This window comes from Faecalispora sporosphaeroides DSM 1294, from assembly GCA_000383295.1.
GTDB classification, from domain to species: Bacteria; Bacillota; Clostridia; order Oscillospirales; family Acutalibacteraceae; genus Faecalispora; species Faecalispora sporosphaeroides.
Window position 1 is genome coordinate 58,629 of the sequence record KB911067.1, and the last position, 21,814, is coordinate 80,442.

The window sequence follows — 21,814 nt, forward strand, 5'->3', positions numbered from 1 at the left end:
GCGTTGCTTTAAATCGACCGCCTAAAAACAGGAGGACATTCCGCTGCCATGAAATTTCAAAATTGCATCAACTATCTGCTGACCATCTCTCAGCACGAGGTTTTTCAAAACTTTTTCGCCCGTTTGTCGCCCATGGGCATTACCCCGGGGCAGTATGGCGTTCTGAATTATTTATGGGAAAAGGGCCCGACCACCCCGAAAGAGATCGCGCGCTACCTTCGCCTGGAAAACTCTACGATTTCCGGCGTTTTAGACAGAATGCAGCGCCGGGGTTTGATCGACCGGGTGGTGGACCCCAATAACCGCCGCAGTATTCTGGTGGTTGCCATGCCGGCCGCCCAGGCCATCAAAGACGATGTGCTCAAGACGGTGGACGAGCTGAACCTTGAGATTTTACAGGATTTCACACCGGAGGAAAAAGAGGTTTTGATGAAGGCTCTGTGCAGGATTGGCCGCATTGAGGACGAGGAGCCAAATGAGAACAGAGGACGGCCGTAACCGAAACATCATCGTCTGTGTAAAACTGGTGCCCGATTTCGGCAAAAACGACAGGGAGCCTTGCGGCCCGGCCATGAAAAGCCAGGCCGTTCAGCTGAACCCCTTCGACGGATATGCCCTGGAAGCCGCCGCCCGCCTGCGGGATGCGGACGAAGGGGTGCGCATTATCGCTTTGAGTGTGGGCCGGTCGGGGGAAGACGAGGCCCTGCGCCGCGCGCTCTCGATTGCGGCCGACCACGCCCTTCTGGCCGCAGTTCCGAATCCGGACGCTCTGGACGCTCTGTCCGTCAGCCGTGTGCTGGCCGCGGCAATCCGGCGGCTGGAGGAAACGTTCGGAACGGCAGACCTGATTTTCTGCGGACGGCAATCGACGGACGGCCAGTCCGCACAAGTGGGGCCTCAATTGGCGCAGTGCCTGCACTGCGCCTTTATTGGCCGGGGATTGGAGGCGGCGCTGAACAAAAACACACTGCGGGTAAAACAGGAAGCCCGCGGCGGAACTCAAATCGCAGCGGCGGAGCTTCCCTGTGTCGCCGCGTTCACAAGCCCCGGCTGGAGCCCGCGCCTTCCCACGATAAAAAGCAGCGTTTTGGCCAGTGCCGCGGTGATTCCCACACTGGAATTTCCACAGCCCCCTCCCCCCGCCCTGATGGTGCGGGCAATGCGGCCGGTTCCCAAAAGAAGCGGCGGGATCACGATTCGGGAAAGGGATGCGGAGAACTCCGCCCGCAGACTGTTCCGGCTTTTGAGCAGCTCCGGCGTGTTGTGAGGATGTGATCCAATGAAAAAAGACATCTGGGTTCTGATGGAGCCGGGTCAGGCCGACGGCTATCGGGAATCCTCTCTGGCCTTGCTGCACCCCTGCCGGGCCCTCGCCGACACGCTGGGGGGAACCCTTACCGCCGTGGCTCTGTTCGGCGGCGACGTGGCGAAAGGAGCCGCGATCGCCGGCGCATACGGCGCGGATCGCCTGCTGCTGGCGGATCGTGAGGCTTTGGACCCAGCGGCTGCTTTGGCCTCGCTGGCGGAAAAGGAACACCCCTGGGCCATTCTGGCGGTATCCGCCTGCGAAACACGGGAATACCTGCCCCGGGCCTGCGCCCGGATGGGAACCGGCTTTGCCGCCGACTGCAGCGGATTTGCGCTGGACGCAAAGGCCGACTGCCTTGTCTGGACCCGCCCCGCTTTCGGGGGGAGCGTTCTGTGCGACGTCGTGTGCCCGGTGCGCCGCCCGCAGATCGGTACGGTTCGTTCCGGTATTTATCAACAGAGATCGATTCCCCGCGCTTTGCCCGCCGCGGTCAGCCGTTTCACTCCCGCACAGGGCGATTCCCCCCGCGTGCGGGTTTTCAGACTGCTGCGAAATCTTGCGGAGGATGGAATCGATTTGGAAAACGCGGATATCATAGTGGCCGGCGGAAAAGGGGTGGGAGGGGCACAAGGCTTTCGGCCCCTGCGCGAGTTGGCTGCCGCTCTGGGCGGTGCTGTGGGGGCTTCGCGCTCTGCCGTTGACCGGGGATGGATCTCCGGCAGCCATCAGATTGGGCAGACGGGGCATACGGTTGCCCCAAAGCTGTACATCGCCTGCGGCATATCCGGTGCGATTCAACACCTCACCGGCATGCTGGGCTCCGGAACCATCGTGGCCGTTAACGTCGACCCGAACGCCGCCATTTTTCAGTATTCCGATTATTCAGTGGTCGGGGATTTGTTTGAAGTGCTCCCCGCCCTCACGCGAGAGATACTGCGTCACTGAGGCTCCTTTTCGGCCGGCTGATTTTTACAAGGCAAAAGCAAAGCGTTTTTATTTTTTTCAAAAAACGCTTGTAGTGTTCCCACACTTTGTTATACTGAAAATACGGTACCGTAAATATCAAATCAGACGAGGAGATTCTTTATGGAGTTAACAGTAAAACAAATCGGGATTGCCCGCGCAGACGAACACGGCTTTCGGATCGAACTGAACCCGGAGTACAGAGAGGCCATAATCGGGCTGGAGGGCTTTGCGTATCTGAACATTTTCTGGTGGTTCGACCGCTGCGACACCCCTCAAAGCAGATCGGTACTGACACAGGAGCGGCCTTATGCCAAAGGGCCGGCACTGCTGGGAACCTTTGCCACGCGTTCGCCGGAGCGCCCGAACCCCATTGCGCTCACCTGCGCGCAGGCGACGTATTTGGACCCGGAAAAGGGGGTCATCGGCCTTGCCTATTTCGACGCGCTGGATCAAAGCCCGATTCTGGACATTAAGCCCTACACGCCCAGCCTCGACCGTGTGGAGTACCCGGACGTTCCGGACTGGTGCGCTCACTGGCCGAAAAATGTAGAGACCAGCGGAGATTTCGACTGGTCTGCCGAATTCAATTTCTGAGAAAATCGGCAGCCGCACATCTCCTGAAAGGCTTTGTGTTCTCTTGCAGAACACAGCGGATTCCACCATTGCACTGCGTTCGGTGGAAAACCGTCTTGCCACAGCAAAAGGCCCGCGGAACTTCCGCGGGCCTTTTCGCGCTTATTTCTGCGCCGGAAGAGAGGGAGCGTGCGCTTTCCAGCGATCTTGTTTGAAAGGCTGCGTATTAGCGAAGGCCCTGCGGGAGCGCCGCAGGGCCTTCGCTGTTAGCAGAATCGAAACGGTTACCGAATGGTGAGGAGAACATCACCGGCACCGACGGAATGATTTTTCTCAATGTGGATTTTTTCCACAACGCCGCCCGCGGGGGCAAGCAGCTCGTTTTCCATTTTCATAACCTCCAGCAGGATCACCGGCTGGCCGGCCGTTATGCTGTCGCCCTCACGCACCATAATATCCAGAATCTTTCCGGGGAACTCTGCCTTCATCGTTGTTGCTTCTGCACTCATTGTCAAAACTCCTTTTCCAACTCTTATTTTTACTGCTGCAACAGAGATTTTTTATATTGGGAATCAATCTGCGCACACGGGGGCTTTCCATTCTCTGCCGTCTGAGGGGGGACGCCGCGGCAGGGGAAATCCCCAGATTTCGGAAAGCCGGGCCCGTATTCTGCACCGTGGTGAAAAAACCAAGCCAAGGCGCGGCTGCACTGTTCCTGCTTTGCCCCTCCCGCACCGCGGGGAGCCGTCAGGCGTTTACCGGGCGGCGGGCTCTGGCGAACGCCTGGAGTTTTTCATAAAACATCCGCAAAAGCTGCTGCGCCTCTTCCACACTGACCCGCTGGAAATGGATTTTGGTGCCGGCCTGCGCCTGCGCCAGCAGGGGCAGGTCCGCCGTTGCCACGGTGGCGATTTTGGTATACCCGCCGGTGGTCTGCCGATCCGCCATCAAAATAATGGGCTGGCCGCTGCTGGGCACCTGAACCGCACCCATCACAATGCCGTCAGACACAATATCCGCTCCCGCCTTATGGGTAATCTCCTCCCCCTCCAGGCGGTATCCCATCCGGTCGTTCGCCGGGGTGACGACATACTCGGCGCTGAAAAAGCTGGCGATGCCCGCTTCGGTAAACAAATCCTCCTGCGGCCCGAGAACGGCCCGCAGAGTGATCTGCGCGGGGAAGTTCGGAATCCATTCCTCACCGGCGGCCCACAGCCTTGCCTCTCCGGACGGCGCTTTGAGCGGCACCATGTCGTCCCGTTTGAGCATGCGCCCCTCAAATCCGCCCACCTGCGCTTTCAGGTTGGTGGATTTGCTGCCCATGATGACCGGAACATCCAGCCCACCGGCAAACGCGATATAGGCGCGGCACCCGCCCTGAATGCCGGCAAACGACAGACGGTCGCCCTCTTTTACCGGGATGGTCCGCCACATGGGAACCGGCTGGTCGTTGAGCTTGGGCTGCATCATGGCGCCGGTCACCGCAATCCGCGTGCTGCACTGAAATTCCAGCACCGGCCCCATCAGGGTTACTTCCAGCACCGCTTCCTCCTGCGGGTTATCCACCAGCAGGTTGGCGGCGCGGTGGCTGTAGCTGTCCATTACGCCGGACACCGAAATGCCCGACTGCAAAAACCCGAACCGGCCCGCGTCCTGAACGGTGGTTAGGGCGCCCGGTGAAATCACTTTTACTGCGTTCATTTCTTCGCCTCCTTTTTGGGGTACAAGCGATACTCGTACCTGCCCTGCGCCACCTGCTGTTCGATCTCGGCATATTCCTTTTCGCTGACGGGAACAAATTTCAGGTAATCCCCGGTGCGGTACAAAATGGGAGGATTGCGCTGCGGATCGTACAGCAGAATTGGCGTGCGGCCGATCAGCTGCCAGCCGCCGGGGCTGGCCAGCGGGTAAATGCCCGTCTGCTGCCCGGCGATCCCGACCGAGCCGCTGTTGATTTTGGTGCGGGGCGTTTTCAGGCGCGGCGTCGCGATGCGCTCATCCATCCCGCCCAAGTAGGGGAAGCCCGGGGCAAAGCCCAGCATGTAAATCAAATACTCCCGCGAGGAGTGAATCCGAATCACCTCGTCGCGGCCAAGGCCGCTGTGCCGGCATACAAAATCCAGATCGGGGCCGCAGTCCCCGCCGTAGAGCGTAGGGATTTCCATCACGTTGGGCTTTGGCAGCTCCATTTTTTCAAGGCTGCCCTCCAGCTTTTGAAGCGTCTCCAGCATGTCGCGGTACGGCACGGCCAGCGGATCGTACTGAACCAGCAGAGAGCGGTAAGTGGGGGTTAAAGACACAATTCCCGGAATGGCGGCCTTTTCAATCGCCAGATACATTCCGCGAACCCGTTCATTGATCTGCGGGGAGATTTCGCTGCCGAACTCAACGACCAGCGCCGAGTCCCCCGCAATGAGATATTTCGCCTGCGAATACATAACATTCCTCCTGTTCGATTCAGATTAAAACAGGCTGCCCAGCCCGACGATTGCGAAGTACGCGAACAGAATCGCCGAAGCAATGCCGGTTGCGGTGAGCCAGATGGGATGGCGATAGTTCTCGCCCACAATGTCCTTTCGGTACGCGGCGACGAGGCTGATCACCAGCGCCAGCGGCAGTATGAGCGCGTTGAGTGCGCCCGCGATGATCAGCAGCGTGGCCGGCTTACCGATCAGCAGCATGACCAGCGCGGCGCAGGTGATGAAGGCGATCGTCACGGCCTTGTTGTGATTCGACACCGTCTTGCTCAGCGATTTGACAAAGGAAAGCGAGGTATACGACGCGCCGATAATCGAGGTGATTCCGGCGAAGAACAGCAGCAGGCCGAAAACGCGGTAGCAGATTTCTCCGCCGCCCTGCAAAAAGGCGTCGGCCGCAGGGTTCGTGGGGTCGAGCGAAACGCCTTTGACTACCACGCCGAAAACCAGGAGAAACAGGAAGAACCGGCTGAAAGCCGCGATCCCCAGGCCGCCGCAAGCGCTCTTTACGATTCTTTTCTCGTTTTCCTGCCCCACAACGCCGCCGTCGATCAAACGGTGCGCGCCGGCAAAGGTGATATAGCCGCCCACCGTGCCGCCCACCAGAGTGAGGATGGAGGGGAACAGCGCCGGCACCCCTGTGCTGGGCGCAAGAGTCTCTTTTAGCGCCATGCCCACGGGGGGCTGAACGACAATCATGACTCCCAGAATGATGAGGATTTTCAGGATGCTGAGAATCTTTGCGATATTATCCACCGCGCTCTGCGCGTTTTTCACGGAAAATACGATGACGGCAATGACGCCCGCTGTGACGTAACCGGCCCGCAGATCGAGCCCCAGCATAGCGTTCAGGCCGAGAGCCGCGCCGCCGACGTTGCCGATGTTGAAAATCAGGCCGCCAACAAATACGAAAACGGCCAGAAAATACCCCAGACCCGGCAGCAGCTTGTTCGCCACATCCTGCGCGCGCATGTTGGCCACGCACAGAACGCGCCACACGTTGACCTGCACGATCAGGGACAAAAGCAGCGAAGCAATAATGACGAAGCCGAAGCTGCCGTGAAAATCATTGGTGAATTTTGCGGTCTGTGTCAAAAAGCCCGGCCCCATTGCCGAGGCTGCCATCAAAAATACGCCGCCGATGGCCTGACTGCGCTTGGTTTTGGTCTTGGTTTCACCGTCCATTAACAAATCCTCCTAAACCCGGTTATCATTCTGTACAGGCCCGCAGATCGGCAATCTCAATTCCCTCTTTGGTCAGGCTTTCACGAATATGTTTTACAAACTCGACCGCCTCGGCGTTGTCGCCGTGTACGCAGATCGACTGTGGTTTGAGTGAAATCTGCTCGCCGGTGATCGCCGTCACCACATTGTCCCTGGCCATGCCGATGATGCGCCGCACACACTCATCCACATCGTGAATCACCGCACCGGGGGTTCCTCTGGCGACAAGAGTGCCGTCTGCATTGTAGGCGCGGTCCGCAAACACCTCGCTGGCACAGGTCAGGCCCACCTGCTGTGCGGCCTCGAGCATTTTACTGCCGGAAAGGCCCAAAAAGATCAGCCTGGGGTTTACCTCGTAAACCGCTTCCGCCAGCGCCAGCGCGAGCTTCATGTCTTTGGCGGCCATATTGTACAGCGCGCCGTGCGGCTTCACATGGGCAAGCGGCACACCGCTCGAAACGCAGAAGGCGTTCAGCGCGCCGATCTGGTATTTCATATAAGCCTTGGCCTCCGCGGGGGTGACATTCATGCCGCGGCGGCCGAAGCCCATCAAATCGGGGAAGCCGGGGTGTGCCCCGATGCTGACGCCTTTTTCTTTCGCCAGGCGCACCGTGCGTTCCATCACGCAGGGGTCACCCGCATGGAAGCCGCACCCGACATTCGCGGAGGAAATAAAAGCGATGACTTCTTCGTCACGGCCGATGGTATAGGCGCCGAAGCTTTCTCCCAAATCGCAGTTCAAATCAATTCTGCTCATTTTTCTTTCTCCTTTTGAAAAATTTTATGTAATTCAAATATCTGCCGTTCAAATGTTATAGCAATAAATGTGCCAACCTGTTGTTTCGCGTATTTTTCTGTATTTTGCTGCAAATTCAGTTCTTTTTTCGCATCGAAAATAAAGAAGACCGTGCGAATTCGCACGGTCTGCCTGTTCAAAATCGCACATGGTGCGATTTTGAACACTTCTATTTCACTCATCTGAACGAATCTAATCAAAACGCAATCTGACTTTTTTAAAATAAAAGGACTACCGGACCGTTACATCCGATCGCGAATTTTCGGTTTCTTCCATGCCGCTCTATCACGAATGAATTTCTACTGCTCCAGCCGGCGGCGCAGAGAAAACCGGCTGTACCCCAAAAGCTTTGCCGCCTGAGAATAATTGTTCCCGGTCAGCCGCAGGGCTTTATCGATATAGGCCTTTTCGAGCCGCTCCAGTTCTTTCTGCAAATCGATCGGGCTGCTCAAATCCCGCATGGGCCAGAACTCTCCGCTTTGCGGCAGAGCTGCCTGCGGAGCGCCGCTTTCCTCCAGCAGCTGGCCGGTATGCTCCAGCACATCGCCGCCGCAGAACAGCACGGCGCGCTCGAGCACGTTGCGCAGCTCGCGCACGTTCCCTTTCCAGGAATACTCCTTGAGCTTGTGCAAAAAGGCGGGGGAAATCTGCCGGATATTTTTGCCCAGCTTCTGGTTAAAAAAATCCAGATAGTACCGGCACAGCGGCTCAATATCCTCGGGCCGCTCGCGCAGGGGCGCCAGATAAAGCTGAACGACGTTCAGCCGGAAAAACAGATCGGCCCGGAACGTTTTTTCTTCAATGGCCTGTTCCAGCGGGCGGTTCGTCGCGGCGATGACCCGCACATTTACCTCTACGTCGCTCAGCCCGCCGACCCGGCGGAATTTGCGATCCTCCAGAAAAGTGAGGAGTTTGGCCTGCATCGGGAGCGGCATATCTCCGATTTCATCCAGGAACACCGTTCCCTCGTTCGCCAGCTCAAACAATCCCTTTTTTCGGGCCAGCGCCCCGGTAAACGCGCCCTTCTCGTGCCCGAACAGCTCGCTTTCAAACAGGCTTTCCGGCACAGCGCTGCAATTGATTTTCACCAGCGGAAAATTCCGGCGCGCGCTTTTCTGGTGAATCTGCGCCACCACCACGCCCTTGCCGCTGCCGGTTTCGCCGCGCACGAGAAGGTCTACGTTGTCTTTGGCGCTGAGCAGCTCCACCTGCCTTTTGATCTGCCGCATCTGCGGGCTGACCCCGATCAAATCGGGCGGCCCGCCCGAAAAAAGCAGCTCCAGCTTGCGGCGGCTTTTCAGCTGATCGAGCGCGCGGCGAATGACAATATCGATGGCGTCGATATCGAACGGCTTCTGCACGTAATCGTACGCGCCGCGCCGAATGGCCTGCACCGCCTGCGAAACGGAGCTGTACGCTGTAATGATGATAATCTGAATGTCCTCGTCCAGCTTTTTGATGGTTTCGATGTATTCCATGCCCAGCACGTCCCCGAGCCGGTTGTCCAGCATCACGACGTCGGGCTTAAACTCCTCCGCCAGCCGAAGGCCCTCCCCGATGGTTTCGGCCTCCTGCGTCAGGTACCCCAGGTCTGTCAGACCCTCCCGCAGCGAGATGCGGATGAGGTATTCGTCGTCAATAATCAGTATTTTACTTTGCATCGGTTTGTTTCCTTTCTTCCGCACTGCGCTCTAACGGCGGAAGGTGATCTTCGCTTTTGTTCCCTGCCCAGGCGCGCTCTCCATGTGAAAGGCGGCGTCATTCTGCCGCAGAAGCTGCGACACGATCGAAAGGCCCATTCCGCCGTCGCGGTTTTCCCCGCCCGGGCGCTCCGCCGCCATCCCCGGCCCATCGTCGATGATCCACAGGCAGACGCGATCCTCCCGCATATCGGCCCTCATCAGAATCTCTCCCCCGCTTTTCATCGCCTTGATGCTGTTGTTGATCAGATTGATGAGCACCTGCTTCATGGCGCTTTTATCGGCATACAAAAGAATATCCTTCGGTACCTCGCACCGCAGATGAATGTGGCTGTTTTCCGCAATTTTGGAATACAGCAGCAAAATTTCCCCAAACAGCTCGTCCACGGGGATCAGGTCTTTTTTCAGCTCCCGCTTCCGGCCCAGACTGCACAAATTTTCTACCAGAAGATTAATGCGGTCAACCTCGCCGACGATGGTTTCGCACAGAACCCGGTCATTCTCCTGCGTTACATGGCGCTCCACAACCTGCACCCCCACGCGGATTCCAGCCAGCGGGTTGCGGATTTCGTGCGCAAGCTCCGCGGCCAGCTTTCCGGTATAGATCAGCTTTTCATCCTGCACCGCCTGCTCCTCCATCAGTTTGCGGTAGGTGATATCGTCCACCGTGCAGAGCACGCCCCATGATTTCTGATTTTCATCCATCAGCCGCCACACGCCGAGCTCCACATCCAGCCGGTGATTTTCTTCGTCCGTCAGCTGGATCGGATCGTAAAATACCTTTTGGTTTTCGAGGCATTCTTCTAAAAGGGCCGACAGCGGTTTTCCCTCATGCCGGTACTCGGTTTTTGCCAGCAGATTCTGTGCGCGGCTGTTGCTCAGCAGGATATTCTGATCCTGATCGTAAGCGATAACGGCGAGCGGCAGGCTTTCCACAATGGTTTGATTCAGATTCTTTTCCCGGCGCAGATCGGCCGTGTAGCGCTGAAGATTCCGCAGCATCCCCTGAAATGCGCGCGCCAGCTGGCCCAGCTCGTCGCCGCGTTTGGTGAATTCCACATCCACGTCCCACGGCTCCTGCGGCTGCTCGCTGACGGTGCGGCAGGCGTAGCTCAGCCGCCGAATGGGCGTTGAGATGTTGTCGGCGATCAGAATACTGGCTTGCAGCACCAGAATCAGCTGGGCGATGATTGCCAGAACGGTATACTTCTGCTCATGCAGCAGTTCTGTCGTGAACACCTGCGGGTCGACCGTGTACGATATCTTCCAGCCGAGCCGGTTGTCACTGCTGGAATACAGCACCTCACCCGTTCCGACCGGGGTTCCGCCGATAAAAGCGCCGTCCCGGTCTTCAATCAGAATGTGGAACTGCGGGAGCTCCCTGTATTTTTCCCGCAGCTGCTGCACCTGACCCATCCGCACGGAATAATCGATATCGAATTCCATCAGGGCAATGTTGTTCTCCGCCAGATTCCGCTCTTTTGCCAGCTTTGTGCTTCGGCTCGTATCGTACAGAATCACGCCGAATATGGCGGTGGAGACGATCCCCAGCAGGAGGAACGGGAGCAGTATTTTTCGCTCAATATCAAAGATCGGTCTGCGGCGCATCGGCGGCCCCCTCCTTCCAGGTCAAACGGGACGTAAGAAAGAATCCCAGCGAGGACAAAACGGTTCCCGGGAACGCCGGGTGAACCGGCAGAATCTGGCGGTAGTACAGCGGGTAAAACGCCGCGATCGCCAGCAGCCCGACCAAAAGCGCCGCCCAGGCGCCCTGACGCGTGGCCTTCGGGTATAAAAACGCGCCGTACAGCGCCGGAAAAAAGATCACGCCGAAAATCCCCCAGATGTCGCCGCCGTAAGACAGCAGGCTGGCCGGAGGGTGCGTGGAGAACAACAGCGACAAGGTGCCGCCGATCAGCACCCCAAGGCGCGTCAGCAGAATCGTCGTATACTCCCGCGGCGGCTTAGGGCACAGGGGACGGATCACATCGTAGGCAAACGAAGTGGAAAACAACAGAAGCTGTGAATTTGCGACGGAAACGCACGCCCCCAGAATCGCAAACAGGAACAGTGTATTGAGGGGCGTGAACAGACGGTCGTTCAGGACGTACACCACCACGTCGTCCGCGTTCGTCACAGCAGCCAGCGACGGGAACAGCACGCGCATCCCCAGCCCGATCGTGAGCAGGGCAAAATAGAAAACAGCCAGGTAGCACAGCGCGCTGCGCACGGTGCTGCGGGCGGAACGCTTGTCCTTCGCGGAAAGCATACGGATCATATACTGGGGATTGCTGGCCAGCCCCAGCCCCCACCCAAAGAACATGGTGGTGCTCATGCGCGGGGTAAACTTCTCCCCGTCGAACAAGCGGAACAGATCGCCCGGCTGGTTGACCGAAACGCTGCCGCCGTGCGCATAGCCGGAAACCTCCCCCGCCTTCTGGAACAGCTCGGAAAAGCCCCCGGCCTGCCCCACCACCAGCAGATACACCGAAACGGTGCCCACCGTCAGCAAAAGGATATGCGCCACATCGATCCGCGTCACCGCGCGGTACCCCCCAAAGGTGGAGTACAGGATGAACAGATAGATCATCAGCGTCGCCACGTTGTAGGGGATATTGAACAGACCGGACGCCACCAGGCCGAACCCCTTGATGTGGATGATGATGTACAGCGTATAGGTCACCATCATGACCAGCGCAAATAAAATCTGAAGCCATTTGGAACCGTATTTTTTGCCGACCAGCTCGGGGATCGTCAACACATCGCAGTCATATAGGCGGCCGCTGATCATTTGCAGCAGAAAGGCCCCGAAGAACCAGGGCACCACCGAATACAGCAGCGGGGCCAGCCCGCTTTCAAACACATTGCCCGTAAAGCCGAGGATCGTCGCGGCGGAAATCCATGTTCCGATAAAGGTCAGCGTGCTGCGGAACAGGCTCAGCTGCCGGTTCCCCAGGTAAAAGTGCCGCAGGGTATTCTGCTGCTGCGTTCTGCTTTTCCCCACGATCAACAGAACGATGGAGTACAGGGCAAAACACCCCAGATAAAGAATCTCCTTATCCAAATTCACCGCTTTTGTCTCCTTTCCTCTTGATGAGAAGCTCCGCGGAGGGCCCCGGACTCTCTGCCGAAAATCAACAGACGCTTTTATATTAGCATATTGTCCCAAAAAAGCAACGCGGGACTTTCGATCTTGTTCCAGAAAACGAAAGCGGTTTTAATCAGAAATCAATTCGCTGCGCCCGGTAGATCCGGTATCGCAACTGAGCCCAAAAACCGTTTTATTTTCCAGCTGTGATTCATGCGACGCTCTCTTGTGTTGCTCATTGATCGGAAACGGCAGCAAACCACCCCAAAGTTCACAGGGAAATACCGGTGGTTTTTATAATATTGGCACAGAAAAAAACAGTATCATTTTATAAAACGCAAGTTTTGACATGAAAGGCCGCGGGATACAAACCAATTTACAGATTTTTACCTGTGCTATACAATTAAAATCCCGTTTTACCTCTTGGCCTCCATATGATAAAATAAATTCAAATACAGGGCAAACCCTCCAATAAAAAACACAAACGGCAAGCAAAGAAGTTGGCTGAATCGGTCACCGCTTTGTCTGCCGTTTTCTTTTTTGCCCAAAAATAGAGGCCTGCACTGTACTTTTCGCAAATGTTACCGATTTTTGCCCCTCTCTGGCAGCAAAGGCCATACGGCGGATTTTCTCAATACTCTTCCGGTTTTCGACCTTCCCAAAGGAAAAACAGAATCATCCTTTTTTGCTTTGCACCCAAAAATGGCAGAAAGAGTTTCTTGACATCATTTCAAAAACGTAGTACCGTATTAAATAATCAATTCATATATGATTAGAATGAATAAAATCAGGTCAAACCCAACTCCAAAACCCTTTCTCTTCCCTATTTGAAAAATCCGCCGCTTTTCCTCTCTATGAGATGGCAAAACCGCGGCCCGCCGCGCAAAATTCCCTTTCGCTCCGCACGGCAAAACCCTATTCAGCCCCCAGCCGCGGTTTTCCTCAGTCATTTTAATTTTGAGAGAAAACGCCGGAAATTACAAGTAAATCGCTGTGGGTATCAGGGTAAAAACTGCTTGAATTCCCTGTGGTGTTTGTTAAAATGGGACTCATAAATTGGTAATCTATCCAATTTAGCCAACTTTGTATCGCCCGGAACAAAAAGCGGCAGACAAAGGCGTTGGCTGAACCAGCGATCTCTTTGTCTGCCGCGCTGTGATTTGCCAGTTAAAAAACATTCTGGCCAAGCTTTGCTTTCGCAATGGAGATAAACTGCTGCATGGAGCGCGACACAACCGCGCGGTCCAAATAACAGATGGCCAGACTGCGGCGGGTGTCTCTTTCATTGATGGGGTAAATCCCCGGCGGCTCTTCCGCCGAGGCCTGCCGCGTCAGGTCCTGCAGCATTCCCGTGGGCGACAGGGTGATCCCCATGCCGGCCCGGCAAAAGGCGATGGCCGTTTCCAAAAAATCCGTTTCGGTTACGATGCGGGGCGTGATCTGATGGAGGCGAAACAGCTCGTTGCAGGAGTCGCGCACACTGCCCGACCGCGGAAGGACAAAGGGACACTCTTTGAGCAGCTCGATCTCCGCAGAGCGGGAAAGCGAACGCGCAACCTCCTGCGCGTTCTCGCGGAACATATTTTCCAGAGACGCCATGGGCGCGTAAATGCTGATGGTTTCCTCCAGAACCGGCACAGCCACCGTGTTGTTCGGGTATGGCGGGCGGGTCATGATCATGTCTACCTTGTGCTTGTGCAGCAGCTCGCTTAAATCCGAAAAATTCCGCTCGTAAAGCTCCAGCTTTACATAAGGGCACTTCTTCATCAAATCCGGAAAGATTTGCGGCAGCAGCGTGCGGGCATAGGAGGACGCGATTCCGATGCGCAGGTTCTGGCATTCCCCTTCGGAGAAATTCCACATTTCCTGCTCCAGCTGGCGGTGCAGAAACAAAATCTCATCCGTGCGCTGGTACAGCTGTTCCCCGGCTGCCGTCAATGTAAGCGGGCGTGTTCGCTCGAACAGAACGACGCCCAAATCCGCTTCCATCTGCGCAATGTGGGCGCTCAGGGTCTGCTGCGAAATGTAAAGCTGCTTTGCCGCAGAAGAAAAACTGCGGGAATCGGCAACCACCATGAAATAGCGGAGCTGCAAAAAGCTGATCACAGTGCTCTCTCCCTTTTTGGATTGTTTAAGAATACCTCTGCCTCAATGGAAAACAAAAACCTCGGTGAAAGGCGGCTGCTTTTTCCCTGGCCACGGCAGAGGGAAGAAACCAACTGCATGATACCATAACTCCGGCACGTTTGACAACCCAAAGCCGCCGCCCGGACCGGCGGCATGAGTGATGAAACGCAGAGAACATTTTGGAGAAAGAAAGGTTGTTTGATCAATGGCTTGGACGAAACGCGATCGTTTTCGGGCTGTGATGAGCGGGGAGCTGGCCGACCGTGCGCCGGTTACGGCATACCGCCACCACACAGAATTTGAACACAGCGGGCCGCGCGTCATGGCGGACCGGCTGCTCGGGTTCCAGCGGGAATACGACTGGGACGTGATGAAGATCAACCCACGCGCCGTTTACTATTACGAGGCGTGGGGAAACGAGTACGATTATGAACACTACAACGACGTGGTTCCCACACGCACCAAAACGCTGATTCACGATTACCGTGACCTGGAAAAAGTTTCGGTGCTGCCGGGGGATCAGGGCGTCTTTGCGGAGCAGCTGGAGATGTGCAGAATGATCGTACAAGACAGCGGCGGTGACGTTCCCATTATTCAGTCGGCGTTCACGCCGATCGGCATTCTGCTCAACCTGTGCGGGATGCGCAGCGTCGGGCGCTACCGCCCCTCTCCCAGAGAGGAAAGCCCGCTGATCGATTTGTGCCTTGAGCACCCCGACGAAGTGAAGCGCGCACTGAAGAACATTGCCGAAACCATGGCCGATTACTGCTCAAAGCTGCTTGCCACCGGAATCGACGGCGTGTTTTACGCGTGTCTCGGTATGGCGCGCAGCGGCTACTTTACCATGGAAGAGTGGAAGGAGTTTGTCGAGCCGTATGACCTGATGGTTCTGGAGGCTTTGAAGGGCTCTCAGGTGATCATTCACACCTGCGGCATTTACGGCAACCCCGAGCGGTTTACCTCGTGGCCGATCAACATGATCCACTGGGCCTCCAGCGCAACCGGCTGCCCGCCCATTTGGGGCAGCAAAGCTTGGCTGAACGGCAAAATCGCGATGGGTGGTGTGGATGAGCGCCCCTTTGGCCAGAACAAGGCCGACGAGATTGGCCGGCTTGCCCGCGCCACTTTGCAGAAGATGCGGGAGGAGCCGTTCCTGCTGGCCCCGGACTGTTCCGTCTCTGTGCACACACAGGACGACGAGCTGCGCGCATTCCGCGCCAGCGTAGAAGAATCTCTGCGCTGACCGGCGCACAGCAAAGAAAAAGAGAGGATTGTGATTTAAAATGACCTATCTTCACGCCGGCAGAGCGATCATCGGCGACGGAAAAACCGTGTTGACCCCCGCGTGGATCGGCTTTGACGGAAAATATATCACTTACGTGGATTCCCGGCAGCCTGCGGACGCCACGCCGGAAAACACCCGGGAGTTTGACAAAGCCGTTACCCTGACCCCGGGCCTGCTGAATATTCACGACCATATCAGCCGCAAATCGCTGCGCTTCCCCACCCCCGGCAAAACCTTCGGCGAATGTGCGACCAAGCTGATGAGCAATGATCTGCCCTACCTGATTCTGCACAGCTATGTCAATATGCTGAGTTACTTGAAAGAGGAGGGCATCACCTATGTGCGCGACCAGGGTCTGACCGGCTACACCTGCATCAACCTGCGGCAGGCCATCGACGAGGGGCTCGTCATGGGGCCGTACATCAGCAGCTGCGGCATGTCCATCAGCATCACCGGCGGCCACTGCTACCGCCAGAGCATAGAGTGCGACGGCCCCGACGCGGTGCGCCGCGCCGTGCGCATTCAGTGCAGCAAGGGCGCCGACGTGATCAAATTCATGGGCAGCGGCGGGCTGGAGCATTTCCCACAGGAGGACCCGAGCATCCCGCAGTTCACGCTCGAGGAACTCCGCGCCGGTGCAGACGCCGCGCACGATCTGGGCCGCGACTGTGCGATCCATGCCTATTCCAACGAGGGAATCCGCCGCGCGGTGCTCGCCGGAATCGACCATATTGAGCACGGATGCATGATGACCGAAGACCTGATTGAAGAAATGGCCAAGCGCGGCACCCGCCTGAACCCGACCATGACGGGCATCCGCGGCGCGGCGAAGGCCGGCCCCAACGCAAAATACTGGGACATGCTGCAGGAGCGCGTGTTCAGCCGGCAGGAGCAGGGCATGCGCTGGGCAAAGGCGGCAGGCATCCTGATCGGCGCGGGCACCGACACCGCCGGAACGCTCCGCGACGAAATCGCCATGATCGCAGACACGCTCGGCGAGGGCCCGGTGGAGGCGATCGGCCGCGCGACCGGTACAAACGCAATCATTGCGAAGCGCGGCGACATGGGCCTCTTGGAGGTCGGGCGCCTCGCGAACATCGCGGCGTTCGACGGCGACCTGACAAAGAGTCTCGACGGCCTCGCCTGCGTGGTGCAGACCTGGAAGGACGGAACCCCCTGCAAATAACAGTACCCCTATGCCGGAGAGGATGAAGCAACAGCAATGATGCAGGAAGATCTGATCAAGCGGGCCGAACAGCGGGTTGACGAGCTGGCCCCGGAGATACGCTCAGTCAGCCATACTATTTTTGAAAATCCGGAACTGGCATTTCAGGAATTCCAGTCCGCGGAGCTTCTGGAAAACACCGTAAAGGCACATGGCTTTACGGCAGTCCGCGGAACCGGAGAGCTGCAAACGGCCATCCGCGCGGAGCACAAGCCGCGGAGCGACGCTTTGAACATTGGGTTCATCTCGGAATTCGACGCCCTGCCGAACGGCCACGCGTGCGGGCACAACCTGATTGCGGCCTCCGGCGTTTGGGCGGCCATTGTGTTCGACGAGCTGGTGCGCCAGTGCGATCTGCCCGCCAACAGCATCTTTCTCGGCACCCCCGCGGAAGAGGGCGGAGGCGGCAAAATCAGGATGCTCGATGCCGGGATGTTCGACGGGATCGATTACGCCATGATGATCCACCCCTGCGACTCCACCATGGTGGAGGACTGGTCGCTGGCCGGGCAGACAATCACCTTCCGCTTTCACGGGCGCAGCGCGCACTGTGCCGCCAGCCCATGGCTCGGCGCGAACGCGCTGGCTGCCGCGACGGAAACGGTGAACATGGTCAACGCCTGGCGCAGCCAGTTCCGCGATTACAGCCGGGTTTTCCCCAATATTACCCATGGCGGAGAAGCCACCAATGTGATACCGGACTTTGCCGAACTGAAATATAATATACGCAGCGACGACGTCACGTATCACCGGGAGCTGGTGGCCATTGTGGAAAACTGCGCCGGGTGCGCCGCAAAGGCGTTTGGCGTATCGGTAGAGAGTGAAAAAACCTTTGCCTACGAGCCGGTTCGCAACGACAAGACGCTCGAAACGCACATGGCGGCCGCATTTGCGCATCTGGGCGAAGCCGTCGTCCCACGTTACCGCGACCACGGAATCGGCAGTACGGATATGGGCAACGTCACCCAGCGTCTGCCGGCGATCCACGGGCACCTGTTCCTGGCAAGGGAGGCCACGCACACCGCCGCGTTCCGGGAGGCCGCGGGCGGCGCGCCGGGGGATACATATGTGGTCAAAGCAGTCAAGGCCATGGTGCTCACCGCAATCGGCCTGATCACCGACCGACAGGTTCTGAACCGTATGCAATAGCCCCGAACCCCATCCATCCTGTTTGCCGACGCTGTGCGGCAGCATGTGATATGAGCAAGAAAATAAAGGAGAAATGTTATGAAACGAATTTTAGCAATGCTCTTAACCTTTGCGATGCTCCTCGGCGCCACTGCCTGCGGCAGCTCTTCCGGCAGCGCGTCCGGCGCGGCAGCCGCATCGGAATCCGGCAAAGGAAAAACAGATCTGGTCATCGCCACGGCCGCCGAGGCGGTCACACTCGACCCTCAGGGCGGCTGGGACGGCAACTCCCTGAACGTCATGCGCCAGCTGTACAACGGCCTTGTCAAGCTGAACGACAAAATGGAGATCGTGGGCGATCTGGCGGAAAGCTGGGAATTCACCTCCGACACCTCGGTCACCTTCAAGCTCAGGCACGGCGTGAAGTTCCACAACGGCGATGAGATGAAGGCCAGCGACGTCGTTTACAGCATTGAGCGCGCCCAGAAGAGTGCAAAGGTAAAGACCTTTACCGCCAACATTGCCTCTGTGACGGCGGACGACGACTACACCGTCACCATTAAGACGAGCATTCCCTATGCGCCGCTGATGTCCAACCTGTGTCACACCGCCAACTCCATCGTCAGCCAGAAGGCGGCGGAAGCGGCGGGCGATAAGTTTTCCGCTTCTCCGATCGGCACCGGCCCGTTCAAGTTTGTGAAATGGGATTCCGGCGACAAGATTATTCTGGAGAAAAACGCGGATTATTTCGCGGGAACGGTAAAGCCCACCTCTCTCACCTTTAAGCTGATGAGCGAGGGTTCGGCCCGCACCATCGCGCTGGAAACCGGCGAGGTCGACCTGAACCTGACGGTGGCGGCCTCCGACGCAAAGAGGATCAGCGAGGAAGACAGCGTAAAGCTCGTGACCAGCATGAGCCCCAAGATCGAATATGTCTCTATGAACCAGAAGGAAAAGCCGTTTGACAACGCGCTTGTCCGCCAGGCAATCAACTACGCGATCGACCGCAAATCGCTCAACACAGTGGCAACCGCCGGCTACGGCGAGGTAACCGACTCGGTGATGAACAAGCAGATCAACGGTTACACCGACGACGTCGCCCATTACGACTACAACCCCGAAAAGGCGAAGGAGCTGCTTGGGCAGGCCGGCTATAAGAACGGCTTTGAAACCACCATCCTCGTTTCGGGCGATACCCGCAATACGGAGGCCCAGCTCATCCAGGCAAACCTGGCCGACGTGGGAATCAATGTCACCATCGACACGGCGGAATCCACCGCGATGCTCGAACAGATCAACAACGGCGACTACAAGATGTTTATCATGAGCTACAACAACACTACCGGCGACCCCGACACCAGCCTGTACATGCTCTTCAACTCCAAGGTTCCCGCTTCCTCGGGCAACCGTTCGTTCACCAATATTCCCGAAGTGGACCAGAAGCTGGAAGCCGCCCGTGTGGAAACAAACGCCGACGCCAGAATGAAGATTTACGCCGAGCTGCAGAAAACGCTGACCGAGCAGGCCGTTTGGGTTCCCCTGTACTGCGTGCCGAACCTTGTCGGCATCCGCAGCGGTCTTTCGGGCTACACGCCGCACCCGCTGGGCAACGACGTGTTTGATCAGCTTTCCTACGAATAAGGACTTTCCTCCTGATGCGAAGCTTTTGTAAAACAGACGAAAGGCGGCTCCTCCCCCGCCTGGAACGGGGAAAACCGGAAAAGCCATTCTCTTTGTTCGGCGGAGCATTCGTACAAGAAGTCCTGTTGAAATAGCAAGAGTCCGAGTGGGGCGCTGCTGCAAATTCTCTTGCCGGCAGCGCCTGCTCGGAAATCGGGCGCTGTGCGGCGATATGGTCAATCCACCTGAAAACCGCCCGGTTTTCAGGCTGCGATGCCCGCAGCGCGCCTTTTGGGTACTGATGACTGTGAACGGCGACAAACTGCCGGCTGTGCCGGCTGCAGTTCCCTGTGTGCTTCAAAACGGTTCCGTTTTGAAGCTTGTTCCGTATACAAAGCCGATCCGCATCAGTAGTACACGCCTGTGGATTCAAAACAAAAGTGAGGGAGTGCCGTGCATAAGTATATCTTCAAGCGCATCCTGATGATGATTCCCGTCGTCATCGGCGTATCGCTATTGGTTTTCATGGTTCTAAAGATGACGCCGGGTGACCCCGCGCGCGTTGTGGCCGGGGCGGAAGCGGACGAAGCGACCGTCGCGCAGATTCGGGAGGAGCTGGGGCTGAACAAGCCGGTATTGCAGCAGTATGTGGATTACATGGCCGGCATGCTGCACGGCGATATGGGCAACAGCTACACCACCGGCAAACCGGTATTTTCAGAAATTCTCTCCCGCATGCCCACCACCTTTACCCTGGCGTTTGCCGGCGTTCTGGTGGCTGTGCTCATCGGGATTCCGCTGGGGATCATCTCGGCGACAAAGCAGTATTCCATTCTGGACAACATCAGTACCCTGCTGGCTTTGACCGGCGTCGCCATGCCGAACTTCTGGCTGGGGCTGATGCTGATTCTGGTGTTCGCGCTGCAGCTCGGCTGGCTGCCCAGCGGCGGCGCCACCTCGTGGCAGGGCTACATTCTGCCCGCCGTCACCCTGGGCGTGGGGGCAACGGCAAACTTTATGCGCACCACGCGCTCAAGCATGCTGGAGGTGATCCGGCAGGACTATATCCGCACGGTGCGCGCCAAGGGCGCGAACGAGCAGCGGGTGATTCTGCGGCACGCCCTGCGCAACGCGCTGATCCCCGTCATCACGGTGATCGGCCTGCAGATCGGCACGCTGCTGGGCGGCGCGGTGGTCAACGAAACCGTGTTTTCGCTGCCGGGCGTCGGCATGCTGATGATCAATTCCATCAACAAAAAAGACGAACCCGTTGTGCTGGGGTGCCTGATCACCTTTGCCGTCGTGTTCAGCCTGGTGAACCTGTTCGTCGATATTCTGTACGCATACATCGATCCCCGGATCAAATCCCAGTACCGCTGAAAGGAGGGCCCAGCATGAAAAATTCCACTGCCGCGGCGACCGAAAAAGAGCAGCTTAAAAAGCGCAAGCGCAGCCAGATGACGGAAATCTGGCGCAGAATGCGCCGCAACCGGCTGGCGATGTTCGGCCTTGTCATTGTTTCGATTCTGATTATTGTCGCCGTCTTTGCAAACCAGATTGCCGATTACAACACCGTGGCCATCAAGCAAAATGTCGTCGAGCGCCTGCAGGGGCCCAGCGCAGAGCATTGGGCCGGAACCGACGAGTTTGGCCGCGACATCTTCGCCCGCCTGGTACACGGCGCCCGAATCAGCCTTCTGGTCGGGGTGGTCGCCGTTTGCATCGCGCTGGTGACGGGCGGAATTCTCGGGGCAATCGCCGGTTATTTCGGCGGCACGGTCGACAACGTCATCATGCGCATTATGGATATTTTCCTGTCGATCCCGATTTTGCTGCTGGCCATTATGATTGTGGCTGCGCTGGGCTCGAGCATGCTGAACCTGATGATCGCCATCGGCCTTGCCAGCATGCCCACCTTTGCCCGGATCGTACGCGCCTCTGTTCTGAGCGTGAAGGATCAGGAGTTTGTGGAGGCTGCGAGAGCGATCGGCGCCAAAAACGATCACATCATCCTCCGCCACATTATGCCGAACTGTCTTTCCCCCATCATCGTTCAGGCAACGCTGCGCGTGGCGACCGCGATTCTTTCCACCGCTTCGCTGAGCTTTATTTCGCTCGGCATTCAGGCCCCCGCCCCCGAATGGGGCGCCATGCTGGCCAGCGGGCGCGCCTACATCCGTGACGCGCCCCACATCGTCATCATCCCCGGCCTTCTGATCATGATCACGATCCTGTCGCTGAACCTTTTGGGGGACGGCCTGCGCGACGCACTGGATCCGAAGCTCAAACGTTAAAG

20 protein-coding genes are annotated in these 21,814 nt (G+C 57.5%); 10 read left to right on the forward strand and 10 right to left on the reverse strand.

Translation table 11 applies throughout. The annotated features are described in order from the left end of the window. The first annotated feature begins 48 nt into the window (after positions 1-48). From G340_RS0103870 to G340_RS0103885, 4 genes are all read left to right on the forward strand, one after another. Positions 49-498, forward strand: coding sequence for a MarR family winged helix-turn-helix transcriptional regulator (locus G340_RS0103870; RefSeq protein ID WP_020072344.1), 450 nt, complete (start codon positions 49-51; stop codon positions 496-498). After that, positions 476-1,267 carry an electron transfer flavoprotein subunit beta/FixA family protein gene (locus G340_RS0103875; RefSeq protein ID WP_020072345.1) on the forward strand — a complete coding sequence of 264 codons (792 nt, stop codon included), beginning with the start codon at positions 476-478 and terminating at the stop codon, positions 1,265-1,267. The genes G340_RS0103870 and G340_RS0103875 overlap by 23 nt, the downstream gene beginning before the upstream one ends. 12 nt (positions 1,268-1,279) lie before the next feature. Beyond that, positions 1,280-2,254 carry an electron transfer flavoprotein subunit alpha/FixB family protein gene (locus G340_RS0103880; RefSeq protein WP_020072346.1) on the forward strand — a complete coding sequence of 325 codons (975 nt, stop codon included), beginning with the start codon at positions 1,280-1,282 and terminating at the stop codon, positions 2,252-2,254. A 141-nt stretch (positions 2,255-2,395) separates the two neighbouring features. Further along, a complete protein-coding gene (locus tag G340_RS0103885) occupies positions 2,396-2,869 on the forward strand; it encodes an SAM-dependent methyltransferase (protein ID WP_020072347.1) in 474 nt (157 codons plus the stop codon). Between the two features lie 263 nt (positions 2,870-3,132). On the opposite strand, the gene G340_RS16340 is transcribed toward G340_RS0103885, so the two are convergent. The 10 genes from G340_RS16340 to G340_RS0103945 all read right to left on the reverse strand — a co-directional run bounded on the left by G340_RS16340 (position 3,133) and on the right by G340_RS0103945 (position 14,239). Continuing rightward, positions 3,133-3,357 (reverse strand): biotin/lipoyl-containing protein, encoded by a 225-nt coding sequence (locus G340_RS16340; protein ID WP_020072349.1) that lies wholly within the window; start codon positions 3,355-3,357, stop codon positions 3,133-3,135. Between the two features lie 238 nt (positions 3,358-3,595). Further along, positions 3,596-4,549 carry a 5-oxoprolinase subunit C family protein gene (locus tag G340_RS0103905; protein ID WP_020072351.1) on the reverse strand — a complete coding sequence of 318 codons (954 nt, stop codon included), beginning with the start codon at positions 4,547-4,549 and terminating at the stop codon, positions 3,596-3,598. Then, positions 4,546-5,286, reverse strand: coding sequence for a 5-oxoprolinase subunit PxpB (gene pxpB / locus G340_RS0103910; protein WP_020072352.1), 741 nt, complete (start codon positions 5,284-5,286; stop codon positions 4,546-4,548). Before pxpB ends, G340_RS0103905 begins: the two co-directional genes overlap by 4 nt. A gap of 24 nt (positions 5,287-5,310) precedes the next feature. Next, entirely contained in the window at positions 5,311-6,510 is a 1,200-nt protein-coding gene (locus G340_RS0103915; RefSeq protein ID WP_020072353.1) for an NRAMP family divalent metal transporter, read from the reverse strand. A gap of 25 nt (positions 6,511-6,535) precedes the next feature. Continuing rightward, a complete protein-coding gene (locus tag G340_RS0103920) occupies positions 6,536-7,306 on the reverse strand; it encodes a LamB/YcsF family protein (RefSeq protein WP_020072354.1) in 771 nt (256 codons plus the stop codon). Continuing rightward, positions 7,303-7,527: a hypothetical protein gene (locus G340_RS0103925; RefSeq protein WP_154653088.1), complete on the reverse strand. Its 225-nt coding sequence runs from the start codon at positions 7,525-7,527 to the stop codon at positions 7,303-7,305. Before G340_RS0103925 ends, G340_RS0103920 begins: the two co-directional genes overlap by 4 nt. A gap of 117 nt (positions 7,528-7,644) precedes the next feature. After that, complete coding sequence (locus G340_RS0103930) at positions 7,645-9,006, reverse strand: sigma-54-dependent transcriptional regulator (protein WP_020072356.1); 1,362 nt, start codon at positions 9,004-9,006, stop codon at positions 7,645-7,647. Positions 9,007-9,036: 30 nt separating this feature from the next. Further along, the gene (locus G340_RS0103935; RefSeq protein ID WP_020072357.1) at positions 9,037-10,653 is read right to left on the reverse strand and encodes a sensor histidine kinase; all 1,617 of its coding nucleotides are present in this window, start codon (positions 10,651-10,653) and stop codon (positions 9,037-9,039) included. After that, positions 10,631-12,115, reverse strand: a complete 1,485-nt coding sequence (locus G340_RS0103940) for a sodium:solute symporter family protein (protein ID WP_020072358.1) — start codon at positions 12,113-12,115, stop codon at positions 10,631-10,633. The genes G340_RS0103935 and G340_RS0103940 overlap by 23 nt, the downstream gene beginning before the upstream one ends. Before the next feature lie 1,185 nt (positions 12,116-13,300). Further along, the gene (locus G340_RS0103945) at positions 13,301-14,239 is read right to left on the reverse strand and encodes a LysR family transcriptional regulator (protein WP_020072359.1); all 939 of its coding nucleotides are present in this window, start codon (positions 14,237-14,239) and stop codon (positions 13,301-13,303) included. Positions 14,240-14,465: 226 nt separating this feature from the next. On the opposite strand from G340_RS0103945, the gene G340_RS0103950 reads away from it, so the two are divergent. The 6 genes from G340_RS0103950 to G340_RS0103975 all read left to right on the forward strand — a co-directional run bounded on the left by G340_RS0103950 (position 14,466) and on the right by G340_RS0103975 (position 21,812). Next, complete coding sequence (locus G340_RS0103950) at positions 14,466-15,503, forward strand: uroporphyrinogen decarboxylase family protein (protein WP_020072360.1); 1,038 nt, start codon at positions 14,466-14,468, stop codon at positions 15,501-15,503. A gap of 40 nt (positions 15,504-15,543) precedes the next feature. Further along, positions 15,544-16,731, forward strand: a complete 1,188-nt coding sequence (locus G340_RS0103955; RefSeq protein WP_020072361.1) for an amidohydrolase family protein — start codon at positions 15,544-15,546, stop codon at positions 16,729-16,731. Positions 16,732-16,767: 36 nt separating this feature from the next. Beyond that, positions 16,768-17,919, forward strand: a complete 1,152-nt coding sequence (locus G340_RS0103960; RefSeq protein WP_020072362.1) for a M20 family metallopeptidase — start codon at positions 16,768-16,770, stop codon at positions 17,917-17,919. Positions 17,920-17,997: 78 nt separating this feature from the next. Beyond that, complete coding sequence (locus G340_RS0103965; protein WP_020072363.1) at positions 17,998-19,539, forward strand: ABC transporter substrate-binding protein; 1,542 nt, start codon at positions 17,998-18,000, stop codon at positions 19,537-19,539. A gap of 432 nt (positions 19,540-19,971) precedes the next feature. Continuing rightward, positions 19,972-20,898 (forward strand): nickel ABC transporter permease, encoded by a 927-nt coding sequence (nikB, locus tag G340_RS0103970; RefSeq protein WP_020072364.1) that lies wholly within the window; start codon positions 19,972-19,974, stop codon positions 20,896-20,898. 14 nt (positions 20,899-20,912) lie between these two features. Further along, entirely contained in the window at positions 20,913-21,812 is a 900-nt protein-coding gene (locus G340_RS0103975; protein WP_020072365.1) for an ABC transporter permease, read from the forward strand. The last annotated feature ends 2 nt before the right edge of the window (positions 21,813-21,814 follow it).

Coding starts and splice junctions, on each gene's coding strand:
- G340_RS0103870 (WP_020072344.1), top strand. CDS start 49: ATGAAATTTCAAAATTGCATCAACTATCTGCTGACCATCTCTCAGCAC.
- G340_RS0103875 (WP_020072345.1), top strand. CDS start 476: ATGAGAACAGAGGACGGCCGTAACCGAAACATCATCGTCTGTGTAAAA.
- G340_RS0103880 (WP_020072346.1), top strand. CDS start 1,280: ATGAAAAAAGACATCTGGGTTCTGATGGAGCCGGGTCAGGCCGACGGC.
- G340_RS0103885 (WP_020072347.1), top strand. CDS start 2,396: ATGGAGTTAACAGTAAAACAAATCGGGATTGCCCGCGCAGACGAACAC.
- G340_RS16340 (WP_020072349.1), bottom strand. CDS start 3,357: ATGAGTGCAGAAGCAACAACGATGAAGGCAGAGTTCCCCGGAAAGATT.
- G340_RS0103905 (WP_020072351.1), bottom strand. CDS start 4,549: ATGAACGCAGTAAAAGTGATTTCACCGGGCGCCCTAACCACCGTTCAG.
- pxpB (WP_020072352.1), bottom strand. CDS start 5,286: ATGTATTCGCAGGCGAAATATCTCATTGCGGGGGACTCGGCGCTGGTC.
- G340_RS0103915 (WP_020072353.1), bottom strand. CDS start 6,510: ATGGACGGTGAAACCAAGACCAAAACCAAGCGCAGTCAGGCCATCGGC.
- G340_RS0103920 (WP_020072354.1), bottom strand. CDS start 7,306: ATGAGCAGAATTGATTTGAACTGCGATTTGGGAGAAAGCTTCGGCGCC.
- G340_RS0103925 (WP_154653088.1), bottom strand. CDS start 7,527: ATGAGTGAAATAGAAGTGTTCAAAATCGCACCATGTGCGATTTTGAAC.
- G340_RS0103930 (WP_020072356.1), bottom strand. CDS start 9,006: ATGCAAAGTAAAATACTGATTATTGACGACGAATACCTCATCCGCATC.
- G340_RS0103935 (WP_020072357.1), bottom strand. CDS start 10,653: ATGCGCCGCAGACCGATCTTTGATATTGAGCGAAAAATACTGCTCCCG.
- G340_RS0103950 (WP_020072360.1), top strand. CDS start 14,466: ATGGCTTGGACGAAACGCGATCGTTTTCGGGCTGTGATGAGCGGGGAG.
- G340_RS0103955 (WP_020072361.1), top strand. CDS start 15,544: ATGACCTATCTTCACGCCGGCAGAGCGATCATCGGCGACGGAAAAACC.
- G340_RS0103960 (WP_020072362.1), top strand. CDS start 16,768: ATGATGCAGGAAGATCTGATCAAGCGGGCCGAACAGCGGGTTGACGAG.
- G340_RS0103965 (WP_020072363.1), top strand. CDS start 17,998: ATGAAACGAATTTTAGCAATGCTCTTAACCTTTGCGATGCTCCTCGGC.
- G340_RS0103975 (WP_020072365.1), top strand. CDS start 20,913: ATGAAAAATTCCACTGCCGCGGCGACCGAAAAAGAGCAGCTTAAAAAG.